13 protein-coding genes and 2 pseudogenes are annotated in these 13878 nt (G+C 68.9%); 11 read left to right on the top strand and 4 right to left on the bottom strand.

The window, feature by feature from the left end; all coding sequences use genetic code 11:
• Positions 1 to 64 precede the first annotated feature (64 nt).
• Both QUE79_RS00365 and QUE79_RS00360 read left to right on the top strand, forming a co-directional pair.
• Positions 65 to 499: a MarR family winged helix-turn-helix transcriptional regulator gene (locus QUE79_RS00365; RefSeq protein ID WP_286344913.1), complete on the top strand. Its 435-nt coding sequence runs from the start codon at positions 65 to 67 to the stop codon at positions 497 to 499.
• Positions 500 to 503: 4 nt separating this feature from the next.
• On the top strand, positions 504 to 1787 hold the full coding sequence (locus tag QUE79_RS00360; RefSeq protein WP_286344912.1) for an MFS transporter: 1284 nt from the start codon (positions 504 to 506) through the stop codon (positions 1785 to 1787).
• Positions 1788 to 1827: 40 nt separating this feature from the next.
• Here QUE79_RS00360 and QUE79_RS00355 read toward each other — a convergent pair whose 3' ends face one another.
• The gene (locus QUE79_RS00355; RefSeq protein ID WP_286344911.1) at positions 1828 to 2577 is read right to left on the bottom strand and encodes an SDR family NAD(P)-dependent oxidoreductase; all 750 of its coding nucleotides are present in this window, start codon (positions 2575 to 2577) and stop codon (positions 1828 to 1830) included.
• Positions 2574 to 3506, bottom strand: coding sequence for a fumarylacetoacetate hydrolase family protein (locus QUE79_RS00350; protein WP_286344910.1), 933 nt, complete (start codon positions 3504 to 3506; stop codon positions 2574 to 2576). The genes QUE79_RS00355 and QUE79_RS00350 overlap by 4 nt, the downstream gene beginning before the upstream one ends.
• A 147-nt stretch (positions 3507 to 3653) precedes the next feature.
• On the opposite strand from QUE79_RS00350, the gene QUE79_RS00345 reads away from it, so the two are divergent.
• The 9 genes and pseudogenes from QUE79_RS00345 (at position 3654) to QUE79_RS26275 (ending at position 11789) form a co-directional block, all read left to right on the top strand.
• Positions 3654 to 4982: an enolase C-terminal domain-like protein gene (locus QUE79_RS00345; RefSeq protein WP_286344909.1), complete on the top strand. Its 1329-nt coding sequence runs from the start codon at positions 3654 to 3656 to the stop codon at positions 4980 to 4982.
• 65 nt (positions 4983 to 5047) lie between these two features.
• Complete coding sequence (locus QUE79_RS00340; RefSeq protein ID WP_286344908.1) at positions 5048 to 6283, top strand: ABC transporter substrate-binding protein; 1236 nt, start codon at positions 5048 to 5050, stop codon at positions 6281 to 6283.
• Positions 6284 to 6347: 64 nt separating this feature from the next.
• A complete protein-coding gene (locus QUE79_RS00335; protein ID WP_286344907.1) occupies positions 6348 to 7307 on the top strand; it encodes a carbohydrate ABC transporter permease in 960 nt (319 codons plus the stop codon).
• On the top strand, positions 7300 to 8208 hold the full coding sequence (locus QUE79_RS00330) for a carbohydrate ABC transporter permease (RefSeq protein ID WP_286344906.1): 909 nt from the start codon (positions 7300 to 7302) through the stop codon (positions 8206 to 8208). Before QUE79_RS00335 ends, QUE79_RS00330 begins: the two co-directional genes overlap by 8 nt.
• Before the next feature lie 52 nt (positions 8209 to 8260).
• On the top strand, positions 8261 to 9595 hold the full coding sequence (locus tag QUE79_RS00325) for an alpha-L-fucosidase (protein ID WP_286344905.1): 1335 nt from the start codon (positions 8261 to 8263) through the stop codon (positions 9593 to 9595).
• On the top strand, positions 9592 to 9918 hold the full coding sequence (locus QUE79_RS00320; protein WP_286344904.1) for an L-rhamnose mutarotase: 327 nt from the start codon (positions 9592 to 9594) through the stop codon (positions 9916 to 9918). Before QUE79_RS00325 ends, QUE79_RS00320 begins: the two co-directional genes overlap by 4 nt.
• Before the next feature lie 148 nt (positions 9919 to 10066).
• Positions 10067 to 10900, top strand: a complete 834-nt coding sequence (locus tag QUE79_RS00315) for an aldo/keto reductase (protein ID WP_350271607.1) — start codon at positions 10067 to 10069, stop codon at positions 10898 to 10900.
• Positions 10897 to 11454: pseudogene (locus tag QUE79_RS26280) on the top strand (amidohydrolase family protein); the annotation flags it as partial. The gene QUE79_RS00315 and the pseudogene QUE79_RS26280, both read left to right, overlap by 4 nt.
• Complete coding sequence (locus QUE79_RS26275; protein WP_491018494.1) at positions 11442 to 11789, top strand: amidohydrolase family protein; 348 nt, start codon at positions 11442 to 11444, stop codon at positions 11787 to 11789. The pseudogene QUE79_RS26280 and the gene QUE79_RS26275, both read left to right, overlap by 13 nt.
• Here QUE79_RS26275 and QUE79_RS00300 read toward each other — a convergent pair.
• Both QUE79_RS00300 and QUE79_RS00295 read right to left on the bottom strand, forming a co-directional pair.
• Positions 11749 to 12422: pseudogene (locus QUE79_RS00300) on the bottom strand (FadR/GntR family transcriptional regulator). The gene QUE79_RS26275 and the pseudogene QUE79_RS00300 sit on opposite strands and share 41 nt — an antisense overlap.
• Before the next feature lie 100 nt (positions 12423 to 12522).
• Positions 12523 to 13761: an MFS transporter gene (locus QUE79_RS00295; protein WP_286344902.1), complete on the bottom strand. Its 1239-nt coding sequence runs from the start codon at positions 13759 to 13761 to the stop codon at positions 12523 to 12525.
• Positions 13762 to 13878: the final 117 nt, after the last annotated feature.

Here is a 13878-nt window from a genome sequence, read left to right as displayed (position 1 = left end):
GTGACTCCACTGGTCCTGACGCACCCGCTTGACCACATGCATAACTGGTTTATATAATCGGACTATGGGTGCGACGCGAGAGACCGTTCAGAACGTCGACGTCGCCCACGCGCTCGAGGCGCTCGTGACCTGGCTGCGCGATTCGCGCGAGCCCGCCGACCTGTCGAAGAGCGCGCTCAGCGCGCTGTCTCGGCTCGACGCGCTCGGTCCGCTCCGCATCACCGATCTCGCCGAGCGCGAGGGGCTGACCCAGCCCGGCATGACCACCCTCGTCAACCGACTGGTCGACGGTGGGCTCGCCGAGCGTCGCGCCGACCCCGGCGACGGGCGGGCCGTCCTGGTCGCGCTGACCCAGGACGGCCTGGCTCGGCTGACCGACTATCGCGTCACGCGAACGCGGTTCATCTCCGCGCGTCTCGAGCAATTGGATCCTGAATCGCGAAGCGCGCTGGCGGATGCCGTCCCCGCGCTCCGGCGGTTCGTCGAAGAGGAGCACTGATCACATGAGTTCACACCACACCACCGACGGGTCGAAGCCGCCGAGTCCGTTCAAACAGCCACGCGCCGTGTGGGCGGTCGCGTTCGCCTGCGTCGTCTCGTTCATGGGCATCGGCCTGGTCGACCCGATCCTGAAGTCGCTGGCCGGCCAACTGCACGCCACCCCGTCGCAGGTCGAGCTGCTGTTCACCAGCTACCTCGTCGTCACGGCAGTGGCCATGCTCGGCACCGGGTGGGTCTCGAGCCGGATCGGCCCGAAGCGCACCCTCATCGCAGGTCTCTCCGTCATCGTCGTGTTCGCGGCTCTCGCCGGGTCGAGCAATTCGATCGGTGAGATCGTCGGGTTCCGCGCCGGATGGGGCCTCGGAAACGCGCTCTTCATCGCGACGTCCCTCTCGGTGATCGTCGGATCGGCTTCCGGCGGATTCGCGGGGGCCATCGTCCTCTACGAGAGCGCCCTCGGGGTCGGCATCGCGCTCGGGCCGTTGATCGGCGGGGTCCTGGGCAACATCAGCTGGCGCGGCCCGTTCTACGGCGTCTCGGTCCTGATGTTCATCGCGCTTCTCGCGACGATCTTCCTCCTGCCGAAGATGCCGAAACCGGCGCGAAAGCAGAAGCTCTCCGAGCCGCTGACCGCGCTGAAGCACAAGTCGCTGCGCACCACGAGCATCGTCGGATTCCTTTACAACTGGGGCTTCTTCACGGTCCTCGGCTACTCGCCGTTCCTGATGGGAATCGACAGCCCGATCAAGCTGGGGCTCGTCTTCTGCGGCTGGGGCGTCCTCGTCGCCGTGTTCGCGGTGTGGGGTGCCCCGTGGCTGCAGCGTCGCTTCGGCACGCCGCGCACCCTCTACGTCAACTTCGTCCTGATGGCCATCGACCTGGCCGTGATCGGCGTCTTCCCCTACAACCACGTCGCCGTCATCGTCGCCGTGATCATCGCGGGCGCCTTCATCGGCGTGAACAACACGCTCGTGACGACGGCGGTCATGAGCATCGCCCCGGTCGAGCGCCCGGTCGCCTCCGCGACGTACGGCTTCGTCCGCTTCATCGGCGGCGGCATGGCGCCGTTCGTCGCGGGTCTGCTGGTCACGGCGTTCAACGCGCACGTGCCGTTCCTGCTCGGGACGGCCACGCTGCTCGCCGCGGCGATCGTGCTGAGCACCGCACACAAGGCGCTGACCGCGGCCGACCGCGGCGAGGTCGCCCAACCCGAGCGCGATGAACTCGACCGCGTCGAAGACGCCGACGTGTTCCCCGAGGCCGAGACGATCGGCAACGCCGACTGACGAGGGTCTGCCGGGCGGCGCGCAGTGCGCGCCGCCCGGGTCAGTCGCGCAGGCGCAACCCGTCCATGCCGCCGTCGACCGCGAGCGAGGTTCCCGTGGTCGACGACGCGGCCGGGCTGACGAGGTAGGCGACGGCGCCGGCGACCTCGGCGGCCGAGACGAGTCGCCCGTGGGGTTGGCGCGCTTCGAGGGCGGCGCGCTCGGCCGCAGGGTCGGCGGCGGCGTCGAGCAGACGCCCGACCCACGGGGTGTCCGCCGTTCCGGGGTTGACGCAGTTCACCCGGATTCCCTCGGCGAGGTGGTCGGCCGCCATCGCCCGGGTGAGAGCGAGAACGGCGCCCTTCGTCGCGCTGTAGAGCGCCCGCTGAGGAAGGCCGACCGTGGCGGCGATCGAGCAGGTGTTGACGATCGAGGCGCGCCCGGCCGAGCGGAGATGGGGGAGCGCGGCCCGGGTGACGCGGACGAGGCCGACGACGTTGACGTCGTAGACCCGGTGCCACTCGTCGTCGGGGTTGTCGGCGATGGTGCCCTGGGCACCGATCCCGGCGTTGTTGACGAGCGTGTCGATCCCGCCGAACTCCGTCGCCGCCTCGTCGATCGCGACGCGGACGGACTCGTCGTTCGAGATGTCGGCCAGGATCCCGAGAGCTCGACCGTCAGCGCCGGTCAGGTCGCGATCCAGCACGGCGACTCGAGCGCCTCCCTCGAGCAGAGCGTCGACGATGGCTGCGCCGATCCCGGACGCACCGCCGGTCACCACGGCTCGCAGGCCGTCCAGGGCGCCGCTCATGCTGCGACCTCCGCCCCGGCGGACGCCCCGGCGGACGGGCCGGTGGACGGGCCTGCTGACGGGTCGGTGGAAGCCCGCACGAGCGTGCTCCGCTGCCGGCCGAGGCCCTCGATCGACAGCTCGACGACGTCGCCGGGTCGCAGGTAGGGGTGCTCGGGAAGACCCAGGGCGACTCCGGCCGGGGTGCCGGTGTTGATGACGTCTCCCGGCTCGAGCACCATGAACTGACTGAGGTACCAGACGACGTGGTTCACGTCGAAGATGAGGTCTCGCGTCGTGCCGTTCTGACGGCTGACGCCGTTGACCGACAGGGTGAGTCGGAGGTTCGACGGGTCGATCTCGTCCGCCGTGACGAACTCCGGGCCGAGCGGGTTGAACGTCTCGCACGACTTGCCCTTGTCCCACTGGCCACCCCGTTCGAGCTGGTACTCGCGTTCGGAGACGTCGTGCGAGAGGACGTAGCCGGCGATCACGGATCCTGCGCTCGCCGTGTCGGGCAGGTAGCGGGCTCGCTCGCCGATGACGACCCCCAGCTCCACCTCCCAGTCGGTCTTCTCGCTCGTCGGAGGTATCAGGATGTCGTCGTTCGGGCCGACCACGGTCGACGGGTCCTTCATGAAGACGATGGGCTCGCTCGGGATCTCGGCGTGCGTCTCGGCTGCGTGGTCGCGGTAGTTCAGCCCGATGCAGACGATCTTGCCGGGCCGGGCGAGGGGCGAGCCGACTCGGTCGCCGTCGATCGTCGCGGCGGGCAGGACGCCCGCGGAGAGCGCGTCGGAGGTGCGCAGGATCCCGCCGACCTCGAAGAATCGCGGGCCGATGTCGGGCACTCCGAGCTCGTCCAACAGAGGGGCGAGGTCGAATGTCCCGTCGGCGGTCGTGACCGCCGGCCGTTCGTCGCCCACGGGGCCCGTCCTGAGAAATCGCATCACGTCTCCATTCCTGAATCGACGCGAAGCATCCGAACTCTGCGCCTTTGCCTTCCCCAAAGTAGCTCAAAAAGGCGCCGAAATCTCTACTTGACGATCTAGACATCAGATGTTTAGAGTTGCCCCCACCTCGTCAAAGGAGTCCAGGTGAGCCGAATCTCATATCTCGAAACGCACGACCTGCGTTTTCCGACCTCCCGCGATCTCGACGGGTCCGACGCGATGAACGCCGACCCCGACTACTCCGCCGCCTACGTCCACCTCCACACGGACGCGGCAGACGGACACGTGGGCTCCGGCTTCGTCTTCACGATCGGCCGCGGCAACGACGTCGAGGTCGCGGCCTATGCGGTCCTGGCCCCGTTCCTCGTGGGTCGAGACGTCGAGGCGACCCTGAACGACCTCGGCGGCTTCTGGCGCGAACTCGTGCACGACTCGCAGCTCCGCTGGCTCGGCCCGGAGAAGGGCGTCATGCACATGGCGATCGGGGCGGTCGTCAATGCTCTGTGGGATCTCAAGGCGAAGCGCGCGGGCCTTCCTCTCTGGCAGGTGCTCGCTCGGCTGTCGCCGGAGGAGATCGTCGATCTCGTGGACTTCCGCTATCTCTCGGATGCGCTGACGCGCGAGGAGGCCCTCGAGATCCTGAAGAGCGCGGAGCCGGGGCGAGCCGACCGCGAAGCGCGGCTGCTGGCCGAGGGATACCCCGCCTACACGACCACGCCCGGCTGGCTCGGCTACTCGGACGAGAAGCTCGTCCGACTCTCTCGCGAGGCCCTCGAGGAGGGGTTCACGCAGATCAAGCTCAAGGTCGGCGGCTCCGTCGAGGACGACATCCGGCGCCTTCGCCTGGCCCGCGAGACCGTCGGTCCGGACATCAGGATCGCGATCGATGCGAACCAGCGCTGGGACGTCGACGAGGCGGTCGCCTGGATCGGAGAGCTCGCCGAGTTCGACCTCGCCTGGGTCGAAGAGCCCACGAGCCCGGACGACATCCTCGGCCACGCCGAGATCGCTCGTAGGATCGCGCCGGTACCGGTCGCCACCGGGGAGCACATCGCGAACCGGGTCGTCTTCAAACAGCTGCTCCAGGCCCGGTCGCTGTCGTACCTGCAGATCGATGCCACCCGCGTGGCGGGTGTGAACGAGAACATCGCGATCCTGCTCCTCGCCGCCAAGTTCGGCGTCCCGGTGTGCCCGCACGCCGGCGGCGTCGGCCTCTGCGAGGCGGTCCAGCACCTGTCGATGTTCGATTTCGTCGCCGTCTCCGGCACGCTCGCCTACCGGCGCATCGAGTACGTCGATCACCTGCACGAGCACTTCGTCACGCCGGTCGAGATCCGGGGCGGCAACTACGTGGCGCCGCTCGCCCCGGGGGCCGGCGTCGACGTCTGGGACGACACCTTCGTGAACTTCGAGTACCCGCAGGGCTCCGCCTGGCGAGCCGACGACGACTCCGTCGTCGCGGCTGCCGGCTGACCCCGGCCAGCTTCACCCGTCAACACCGATCACCTCCTCATCCGACACAACGAAGTGGAATCACCATGAAGAGAAAAATCCTCGCCGGGGCGGCGGTGGCCATGTCGATGACCATCGCCCTCACCGCTTGCTCGGGCTCCAGCGGCTCGTCCGGCTCGCAGAGCGCCAAGGCGCTCACCTGGGGCATGTGGATCGCTGGCAACGCCGACCAGGCCGCCTGGCAGAAGGTCGCCGACGCGGCCGACGCCGACCAGTCCGGCCTGAAGGTCACCATTCAGGGCGCCCCGTTCAACGACTACTGGACGAAGCTCCGCACGCAGCTGAGCACCGGAAGCGCGCCCTGCATCGTCTCGCTCCAGAGCCTCCGCGCCGCGAACTACACCGACCAGCTCGTCGCGATCGATTCACTCGCCAAGAAGAACGACACCGACCTCAGCGCGTACGACACCACCGCGCTCAACGGGATGAAGGTCGACGGCAAGCTCTACGCGCTGCCCTACGACACCGGCCCCTACCTCATGTTCTACAACAAGGACATGTTCGAGGCGGCGGGCGTCGCCGAGCCGAAGCCGGGCTGGACCGTCTCGCAGTTCGAGGCGGCCGGTGCCGCGCTCAAGGCCAAGGGCAAGACGCTTTTCGCCTCGACGGCCGAAGACCTCGGCCTCGAGTCGTCGATCCTGGCCTACAACGACGGCCGCGTCATCTCCGAGGACGGCACGCTGAACGCCACCGACCCGAAGTTCGAGAAGGGTCTCGACTGGCTGGCCAGCCTCGTCAAGAAGGGCTACGCGCTGCCCGCCAGCGCCGACGGCTCCAACGACGACAACGAGTTCGTCAGCGGCCAGGCCGCCACCTACACCGACGGCCCGTGGTCCCTGATCACGCAGAAGGCGAAGGCGAAGTTCGACCTCGGCGTGACGACCCTCCCGGTCGGCGACTCGACCCAGACGACCTTCTCGGCGGGCTCCGGGTTCGGCATCTCGAAGCAGTGCAAGTACCCCGACCAGGCGTACAAGGCCATCGTCTCGATGACCAGTGAGAAGACCCTCGGCGAGCTGGCAGCCAAGGGGCGCGCGTTCCCCGGTCGCACGGCCGTCCAGAAGGACTGGTTCGACAACGCCAAGATCGATGGTGCGCAGGACGTCTTCGCGACGGCTCTCAAGGGAGCTGTGCCGCTGCCGGGCAACAAGAACAGCGATCAACTGGGTCAGCTCTTCGCTCAGTACGGCATCCAGGCCGTCAACGGTCAGCAGAGCGGCTCGCAGGTCATGACGCAGATCTCGAGCCAGCTGCCCAAGTAGTCCCGCGGGGGCGGGCCGCGCACGCGACCCGCCCCCGACGACCCGATCGAGGAGGCACCACGCAATGACGACGACATCAGTGGCCCCGCCGACGCCCGCGGCTCCCGCGGCCGCGACGGCCATCTCCGAGAGGAAGCAGGATCGCGACGGCGACGGCCAGGGGCGGAGATCCTGGTGGGGCTTCGCCTTCGCCGGCCCCCACACGATCGGACTGGCCCTGTTCACGGTCGTGCCCATCGTCGCGTCCCTCGTGATCAGCTTCAACAACTGGCCGCTGCTCGGCGCGCACACCTTCGTGGGATTCGGCAACTACGCCCAGCTCCTCGCCGATCCGATCTTCCGCACCGTGATCCTGAACACGTTCCTGTTCACGATCCTCTACGTGCCGCTCAACCTCATCGTCTCGCTCGGCCTGGCGGCCTGGCTGACGCCGAAGATCCGGCACCGCCACATCTTCCGGGTCCTGTTCTTCATCCCGACGGTCACCCCGATCGTCGCGAACGTGGTCGTCTGGCGCATGCTCTACCAGCCGGGCGGCGCCATCGACGCGAGCGTCCAGACGGTGTTCGGCTTCCACGCGCCGAACTTCCTGGCAGACGCCAACTGGGCCATGATCGCCGTCGTGCTGATGAGCGTGTGGCAGGGCTTCGGGTACAACATGCTCATCTTCTCGGCCGCTCTCGACTCCGTCCCCGAGAACCTCGTCGAGGCGTCCGAGCTCGACGGCGCCGGGGCCTGGACGACGTTCTGGCGGATCAAGTTCCCGCTCATCTCCCCGTCGGTGTTCTTCGCCACGATGATGACCCTGATCACGTCGTTCCAGGTCTTCGTCCAGCCGTTCATCCTGACCAAGGGCGGCCCGGGCAGCTCGACCCTGACTCTCGTACAGTTCATCTACAACCAGGGCTTCCAGTACCAGCAACTCGGACTCGCTTCGGCCGGCGCCTGGGTGCTGTTCATCATCATCCTCGGGATCACCGCCGTGCAGTTCATCGGCCAGAAGAAGTGGGTGCACTATGAGTAGCGGCATCGGCGTCCGTCCGAGAACGGCGGCGGCGCCCACCCGCCCGGTGAAGAAGCGGGTCGTCCAGCGGACCACGGGGCAGCGGGTCAAGAGCACGATCGGCTACGTGATCCTGTGCCTGATCGCTCTCGCCTTCATCTCGCCGCTCATCTACATGGTGGCCACGTCGCTCAAGCCCGCGGCGGAGACCTTCACCACACCGCCGACGCTCTGGGGTTCGGCGATCGTCTGGCAGAACTACGTCGACGCGTTCACCTACCTTCCATTCGCGCGATTCCTGGTCAACGGGCTGTTCGTCGCCATCGCGGGAACGGCCATCAACATGGCCGTCGCCGTCCTCAGCGGCTACGCGTTCTCCCGACTCCGCTGGCGCGGACGCAACACGGTGTTCGTGCTGTTCCTGGCGACCCTGATGATCCCGCAGGACGTCCTGGTCATCCCGATGTACGTGATGATGCAGGGCTTCGGCTGGGTCGACACCTTCCAGGCGCTGATCATCCCCTGGGCCTTCACCGCTCTCGGGGCCTTCCTCCTCCGCCAGTTCTTCCTGACGGTGCCGCAGGAGCTGGACGACGCCGCGCGCGTCGACGGCGCGGGCACCGTCCGGACCTTCTTCCTGGTGATGCTGCCGCTGGCCAGACCGACCCTCGCCGTCCTGGCCGTGTTCTCCTTCATCACCTACTGGAACTCGTTCCTCTGGCCGCTCATCGTCGTCAACGACGTGAACGCCCACGGAACGATCCCTCTGGGGCTCCAGCAGTTCTTCGGTCAGCAGGGCAGCCAGTGGAACCTCGTCATGGCGGCCAGCGTCATCTCGATGGTGCCGACCGTGATCCTGCTCATCCTGCTTCAGCGTCACCTGGTCAAGGGGATCGTCACCAGCGGTCTCGGCGGCCGCTGAACACCCGCCCTCGACAGTTCGACGTCTTCGACCTCCTCGAAAGGAACACAGCATGACCACCACTCCGACCCCCACCGACACGGACGCCGAAGCGGTCGCCGGCGAGATCGCGCCCTGGTTCACGCACGACCGGTTCGGCATGTTCATCCACTGGGGCCTCTACGCCCTGCCGGCCCGCCACGAGTGGGTGATGAACTACGAGAAGATCCAGCAGGAGGAGTACGAGAAGTACGCGAAGTACTTCGATCCCGACCTCTACGACCCGCGCGCGTGGGCTCGAGCGGCCAAGGCCGCCGGCATGAAGTACGTGGTGCTGACGACGAAGCACCACGAGGGCTTCTGTCTGTGGGACACGGCGCTGACCGACTACAAGGCGCCCAACACGCCCGCCGGCCGCGACCTCGTGCGCGAGTTCGTCGACGCCGTGCGGGCCGAGGGCCTGAGGGTCGGCTTTTACCACTCCCTGCTCGACTGGCATCACCCGGACTTCACGATCGACGGTCGGCACCCGCGCCGGGACGACTCGCCGGAGGAGATCGAGCGCCTCAACGCGGGGCGCGACATGGCCACGTACCGCGAGTACCTCCACGGCCAGATCCGCGAGCTGCTCACCGACTACGGCCGGATCGACTACCTCTTCTACGACTTCTCCTACGAGTACGAGCCGCACAACCCCGTCTGGGGAGGAAAGGGCGCGAAAGACTGGGGAGCAGAAGAGCTGCTCGCTCTCACCCGCGAACTGCAGCCCGGCATCGTCGTCAACGATCGGCTCGGGATCCCCGGCGACATCGTCACACCGGAGCAGTACCAGCCGTCGGAGCCGATGAAGGTCGACGGCGTCGAGGTCCCGTGGGAAGCCTGCCAGACGATCAACGGCAGCTGGGGATACTTCCGCGACAACCACAACCACAAGGCGCCGGAGCTGATGATCCGGATGCTGGTCGACGGCGTCTCGAAGAACGGCAACATGCTGCTCAACGTCGGGCCGACGGCGCGCGGAGAGCTCGACTCCGTGGCGACCGAGGCCCTCGAGGCGTTCGCCGAGTGGATGCACCTGCACTCGCGCTCGATCTACGGCGCGGGGGCCTCGGCCTTCGAGACTCCGGTGGACGCGCGCTACACGCAGCGCGGCAATCGCCTCTACCTCCACCTGTTCTCCTGGCCCTTCGAGCACATCCACCTCCCCGGCCTCGCCGGCAAGGTCGAGTACGCGCAACTCCTGGGCGACGCCTCGGAGTTGAGTTTCCGCGAGATCGATCCCGACACTCCGGCGCTCACCACCGGGATGGGCGGACAACCCGCTGGGACCCTGACGCTGCAGCTGCCGGTGGTGCGCCCGGACGTCGCCATCCCCGTCGTCGAGCTCTTCCTCAAGGACGAGGCGTGACCGAACGGATCGCGCTCCACACGCGCCTGAAGTCGGGGAAGGAGGCGGACTACGACCGGATCCACGCGCGCATCCCCGACGACCTCGACCCGAAACTGCGAGCCGCCGGCGTCGTGTCCTGGAGTATCTGGCGGAGCGGCCTGGACCTCTTCCACCTCGTCGAGGTCGACGACTATCGCGCCATGCGCCTGGCACTCGCCGACGACCCCGTCAACGTCCGCTGGCAGGGGACGATGTCCGAGCTCCTGGACGTCGAGGACGACTACTCCGGCGACGACAGCGGCATCCCGCTGGTGTGGTCCCTGCCGGCGACCGGGCCGTGACGCCCCTGACGCGCGCCGTTCTGGGGCCGGGACGATCGCGCCTGGGGCTGCCGAGCCTCGGCTTCGGGGCCGCGGCCCTCGGGAACCTCTTCGTTCCACTCGATGACGACACGGCCCGCGGCGCGGTCGATGCCGCGTGGGCTTCGGGGTGCGCCACTTCGACGTGGCGCCGCACTACGGGCTGGGTCTCGCCGAGCGGCGGCTGGGCGCGGCGCTCGTCGGCCGTCCGCGCGACGAGTACGTCCTTTCGACGAAGGTCGGGCGGATCCTGCGTCCGAGCCCCGAGACGGCGGGCCGCTCCGACGACATGGGCTTCGCGGTCGCAGCCGACACCGCGCGGATCTGGGACGCCTCCGAGCGCGGCATCCGTGTCTCCCTCGAGGACAGCTTGGAACGCCTCGGTGTCGACCGCATCGACATCCTCTACCTCCACGACCCGGAGGAGCACGGCCTCGAGGAGTCGCTCGCGACGGCCCTGCCGGCCCTGACGCGACTCCGGGAAGAGGGTCTGGTCACGGCCGTCGGCGTCGGGTCGAAGTCCGTCGAGGCGCTTCGGGCCTCGGTCGCGACCGGCCTGATCGACGTCGTGATGGTCGCCGGGCGGTACACACTGCTGGAGCAGCCCGCGCTGCCGCTGCTCCTGCCCGAATGCTCGGCCGCGGGAGTCGAGGTCGTCGACGTCGGGGTGTACAACTCGGGTGCGCTCTCCCGGCGCGTGCCCCGCTCCGACCTCACCTACGAGTACGCGGCGATGCCGGAAGCCGTGTTCGATCGGCTGCGACACCTCGCGGAGGTCTGCTCGAACCACGGCGTCGAGCTGCCGGCGGCCGCCCTGCAGTTCCCTCTGCGCCACGAAGCGGTCACCAGCATCGTCATCGGTGCGCGGACCGCGGACGAGGTGGCTCAGAACGTCGAGCGCTTCGTCACGGACATCCCCGAGGGGCTCTGGGCGGATCTCCGTGATCGCGGCCTGATCCCGTGATCGTCGATTCGCACCTGCACCTCTGGGATCTCTCGACGGGCGACTACGCCTGGAACACGCCCGCGCTCGGCGCGGCCCATGCCAGCTTCGGCGCGGACGACGCCGCGCGGGTACTCGCCGCGGCGCGGGTGGATCGCGCGATCCTGGTGCAGGCGGCCGACACCGATCGCGACACGGCTGCCCTGCTCGACGTGGCCGCGCGGAACGCCTGGGCGGCCGGGGTCGTCGCGTGGATTCCGCTCGAGGACACCTCCGCGGCGACCGCGCGGATCGGCGCCTGGCAGGACGAGGGCGCAGCGGTCGTCGGGATCCGGCAACTCGTCCACGACGATCCTCGACCGGATGTCCTCGACCTGGCGACCGTCCGCCGGACGCTCGGCGAACTCGCCGGAGCCGGCCTGCCGCTCGACGTGCCGGACGCGTGGCCCCGCCTGTGGCCGGCCCTCACCCGACTCGTCGACGACGTCCCCGAGCTCGTGGTGGTCGTGGACCATCTCGGGAAGCCGGCCCTCGCCGACGCGGAGCCCGAGGCCCGCGACCGCTGGCGCCGCGACCTCGCCGACCTGGCGGGGCGGCCCAACGTCGTCGCCAAGCTCTCCGGACTGGGCGGACTCGTCCCCCGGAAGAGCACGCGGCGTCCGCCCTCCGGGCCGAGATCGACGCGGCGCTCGCCACCTTCGGGGTCGACCGCCTGCTCTTCGGAGGCGACTGGCCGGTGTCGCTCGCGCACGCCTCCTACGGGGCCACGGTCGGCACGGTGCGCGACGCCCTGGCCGAGCTGTCGGCGGACGAGCAGGACGCCGTCCTCCGTCGCACGGCGTCGCGCGTCTACGGGCTCGACGACGTGGTCACTCGAGCGAACGCCGCAACCAGTTCTCGACGCCGCTGACGTGCACCGTCACCAGGGCGCGCACCAGCTCGGTGTCGTGCCGGGCGAGCGCATCCACGATGGCGTGGTGTTCGTCGAGCGTCCTGGCCACGGAGCGCTCCTCGGTGAGTCCGCGCCAGATGCGCGCTCGGACGGTCCGGCTGCTGAGGGCCTCCAGCATGCTGGACAGGTAGGAGTTGCCGCTCGCGGTGATGATCCTGGCGTGGAACTCGAGGTCGTGGGCGACCAGATCCTCGACTGTCGTGGCCTCGTCGACCTCGTCTACCATGGTGCGGAGCGACGCGATCGCCGCTTCGTCGAGGTTCAGCGCCGCGATGGCCGCTGCTGCGGGCTCCAGGATTCTGCGCACCTCGAAGAGCTCGACGAGCGAGTTGTCCTGGTGCATGTCGACGATGAACGAGACCGCCTCGAGAAGGAGTCCGGGATCGAGCGTGGTCACGTAGGTGCCGTCGCCCCGCCGGACGTCGAGCACTCGGATGAGTTCGAGGGCCTTCACCGCTTCTCGCAGCGAACTCCGAGACAGGCCGAGGCTCTCGCTGAGCTCTTTCTCGGGAGGAGGCGCTGGCCCGGTTTGAGGTCGCCTGCAACGATCATCGCCTGGATCTTGCTGATCGCTTCATCCGTGACGGCCACACGCGCCTCGCTTTCTCGTCCTGACACCATACATCCGATGTTTGTGCCGAGACACGACGCCCGAGCACGGTGCGTTCCACCGTCCGGCGCACCGCGCGGATCACCCGACCGCCGGAACGACCCGCCGAGGCAGTCCGACGGCCGCCGCCGCCAGAGCCACGACGACGAGGCCGATGACGGTCACCGCCGTACCGGTCCAGCCTCCGGCATCGAAAGCCAGGCCGCCGAGCCAGCCGAAGGCGCTCGACCCGGCGTAATAGCAGAGGTTGTAGAGACCGGACGCCTGGGCTCGCGCTCCTCCGGCGTCGCGGGCGGCCCAGCCGGATGCGACGGCGTGCGCCCCGAAGAAGCCGCCGGTCGCGAGGATCAGCCCGATGACGACCGGCACGAGCTCGGTCGTCACCGTCAGGGCGACTCCACCGAGCATGACCAGCCCCGATGCGAGGAGCACGCGGCGCTCACCGAATCGGGAGGCGAGGGCGCCGGCCCGGGACGACGTGACGGTGCCGGCGAGGTAGGCCACGAACGCGAACTCGGCGACGGCGGGAGGCACCGAGAGAGGCGCTGCCGTGAGACGGAAGCCGAAGAAGTTGTAGAGGGCCACGAAGCCGCCCATCAGAAGGAAACCCTGCGCGTAGAGCACGAGCTGTCGGGGCGAACGGAGGTTCTGCCCGAGGCGGGCCGAGACCCGAGCGGCCCGGTCGCCGCGGTCGGCCCGGACGAAGCGGCGCGGCCGAGGAGCGAGCCGGACGAAGGCGATCGCCGCTGCGCCGCAGACCAGGGCGACGACGAAGACTCCGAGGCGCCAGCCGGCGACGTTCGCGACGGACCCCGCGATGATCCTGCCGGCGAGTCCGCCCACCGTCGTGCCCGCGACGTAGGTCCCCGCGGCCCGCGCGGTGTCTTTCGCGTGGACCTCCTCGCCCAGGTAGGCCAGCGCGACGGCCGGTGCGCCACCGATCATCAGCCCCTCGAAGAACCGGCCCGTGAGCAGCAGCGGAAACGACGGCGACCAGGGGACGAGCAGACCCAGGATCGTCGCGCCGAGCACGGCGATCGACATGACGCGCAGGCGCCCCCACCGGTCGGACGCGGCCGCCCAGGGCAGGACTCCGATCGCGAGCCCGACGGTGGAGGCCGAGATCACGAGGGCGGAGCTCGACGCGGTCACTCCGAAGCCACGCCCGATCGACGCCAGGACGGCCTGGGGCGAGTAGAGCTGCGCGAACGTGGCGACGCCGACGCAGAACAGGGACGCCAGGAGGAGGCGATAGCGAACCGACCCGCGCTCGTGGCCCAGCCACTCGCCGGACCCGTCGATCACCTCGGCGCGCGTCACGGGGCGTCGGCTCGCTTCATCTCTCCACTGTACGACCGGTGTCCTGGGCCGTTTGCGGTGCGTGCACGGGCCCCGAAGAGGTCGCGATGGCAGGATGAGCCCAGCCGTCTCTGCCGA

Source organism: Frondihabitans sucicola (assembly GCF_030296615.1).
Classification (GTDB): Bacteria; Actinomycetota; Actinomycetes; order Actinomycetales; family Microbacteriaceae; genus Frondihabitans; species Frondihabitans sucicola.
Note: the sequence above shows the minus strand (reverse complement) of the source record. Positions and strands in the feature narration are given on the sequence as shown.

What these genes read in the sequence shown, in the direction of transcription:
- QUE79_RS00340 (WP_286344908.1), top strand. Translation starts at nt 5,048, where the DNA reads ATGAAGAGAAAAATCCTCGCCGGGGCGGCGGTGGCCATGTCGATGACC.
- QUE79_RS00330 (WP_286344906.1), top strand. Translation starts at nt 7,300, where the DNA reads ATGAGTAGCGGCATCGGCGTCCGTCCGAGAACGGCGGCGGCGCCCACC.
- QUE79_RS00355 (WP_286344911.1), bottom strand. Translation starts at nt 2,577, where the DNA reads ATGAGCGGCGCCCTGGACGGCCTGCGAGCCGTGGTGACCGGCGGTGCG.
- QUE79_RS00325 (WP_286344905.1), top strand. Translation starts at nt 8,261, where the DNA reads ATGACCACCACTCCGACCCCCACCGACACGGACGCCGAAGCGGTCGCC.
- QUE79_RS00360 (WP_286344912.1), top strand. Translation starts at nt 504, where the DNA reads ATGAGTTCACACCACACCACCGACGGGTCGAAGCCGCCGAGTCCGTTC.
- QUE79_RS00335 (WP_286344907.1), top strand. Translation starts at nt 6,348, where the DNA reads ATGACGACGACATCAGTGGCCCCGCCGACGCCCGCGGCTCCCGCGGCC.
- QUE79_RS00350 (WP_286344910.1), bottom strand. Translation starts at nt 3,506, where the DNA reads ATGCGATTTCTCAGGACGGGCCCCGTGGGCGACGAACGGCCGGCGGTC.
- QUE79_RS00365 (WP_286344913.1), top strand. Translation starts at nt 65, where the DNA reads ATGGGTGCGACGCGAGAGACCGTTCAGAACGTCGACGTCGCCCACGCG.